This window comes from Streptomyces endocoffeicus (genome assembly GCF_016741935.1).
GTDB lineage: Bacteria > Actinomycetota > Actinomycetes > Streptomycetales > Streptomycetaceae > Streptomyces > Streptomyces endocoffeicus.
Genome location: NZ_JAERRG010000128.1, coordinates 1 through 1,798 on the forward strand (window position 1 = coordinate 1; position 1,798 = coordinate 1,798).

Sequence of the window (1,798 nt, forward strand, 5' to 3'; positions counted from 1 at the left end):
GGGATGCCGTTGGTTAATCCGGGGTCTGGGTTACTTCGCCCCGTCGAGTTGTTACTCGGCGGGGCGAAGTGCTGCCAGGTGGGAGGTCCGGGTGCGGGCCCGGGGCCTGTCGGTGGTCCAGGCGTCGAGGCGGGCGAGGTTGATCGCGGCCGCGGTCAGCTGGTGCTGAAGCGCGGTTCTGGCGAGGCCGTGGTAGCGGCATTGCCGCAGGCCCGTGCTGCGGATGGCTTGGGAGATGGTGCCCTCGATGCCGTTGCGGGCCGCGTAGCGTTCCCTCCACTCGGGGGTGCCCTGGGCGGCGCGGGCCTGCCGGATCGCCTCGTGCTCCGCACGCGGTCGCAGAGTGATCTCCCGTCTCGTGGCCCGGGTGGAGCTGGTGCATTGGGAGCGAGCATGGCAGGGGCGGCAGTCGGTGGGTGAGAAGGCGATCCGGATGACCGGTGTGCCGCGGTGGGAGAGCGCGTCACGCCACTGGCCGGTGGTCTTGCCGTTCGGGCAGGTCACGGTCTTACTGCGCCAGTCCACGGTGAAGGCGGTCTGGCTGTAGGGGCCGGCGGCCTGGGCGGTAGTGTCGCCCTGGATGGGGCCGGTCAGGGTGATGCCGTGTTCCTGGGCGGCGGTGACGATGCGGGGGCCGTCGATGTAGCCCGCGTCCAGCAGATGCTCGCCGGGCAGCAGGTCCTTCACGGCCAGGGCGTCGTGGACGGTATCGGTGGCCTTGATGTCCTGGACGGTCGCATCGCTGGTCAGCACGTTCGTGATCAGGTGAGGCATGTCCGCGTCACAGATCTCGGTGAGGTGGACCTTGAAGCCGTCCCACTTGATGTCTCGCTTCACGCTCGCGCGGGCCTCGGTGTCATAGGGGCTGACCAGGCGCAGAGCCCCCGGCGGGCACTCTTTTGGGTCCCGCCATCGCACCTCGCCCTCCGCGTCGAGGACGTACTGCTGCACCCAGGCCCGGCGCAGGGTCTGGACGGCGGGCAGTTCACGTAGCCAGTCCGGCGCGTCGGGACCGTGCGCGTCGGTGAGCAGGCGCATGCCGTCCCGGCCGGTCTGTTCGGCCAGCTCGCACCGTTTGGCCTTGCCGGAGGGCAGCCAGTAGTCCTCGGGCCGGGTGGCATACCGGTCGAACCAGGCCAGGTCGGCATGGGCGGTCAGCCAGTCGGGGGCGGCGGCAGCGAGCGTGTTGAGGGCGGCCCGCAGGGTCTCGATGACGAACTCCAGCCGGTTCAGCGACCGGATCGCGGCCAGCACATGTGTGGAGTCCGTCCGGGCCCGGCCCGGCGGCTTGAGCACGCCGGCCTCGCGGGCGGCGTCCAGGATCCGGTCGAAGACCTGCTGCCCGGCGTCGGCCTCGACCAGCCGGGTGCGGAACTCGCTGAGCACGGAGTAGTCGAAACCCGGATCGGTCAGCTCCAGGTCCAGGGCATACTTCCAGTCGATCCGGGCCCGCACGGCCAGAGCCGTCTGCCGGTCCGGCAGCCCCTCGGCGAACTGCAACACCGACACCAGCGCCAGCCGGCCCGGCGACCATGCGGGCCTGCCCCGCACCGGGAACAAAACGGCGAACTGCTCGTCGGTGAACAACACCCCCAGCTCGTCCCGGAGCCGGATCGCCAGGCTTCCCTTCGGGAAGGCCGCCCTGGCCACCCGCACCGTCTCGAACGGGACTTCCTCCGGCTCCCTCGGCTGCATCGACACCTGCACCCTCCCCAAACGACAACGTCGGCCTTCAAGACCACAACCAGGTCTTGAAGGCCGACGTCACGCCAGACCCCGGATTAACCAACGGCATCCC

1 protein-coding gene is annotated in these 1,798 nt (G+C 70.1%); it reads right to left on the bottom strand.

What is annotated here, in order from left to right:
* Nucleotides 1-51: 51 nt before the first annotated feature.
* Nucleotides 52-1,701: an IS1182 family transposase gene (locus tag JK364_RS54175; RefSeq protein ID WP_201858840.1), complete on the bottom strand. Its 1,650-nt coding sequence runs from the start codon at nucleotides 1,699-1,701 to the stop codon at nucleotides 52-54.
* Nucleotides 1,702-1,798 lie beyond the last annotated feature (97 nt).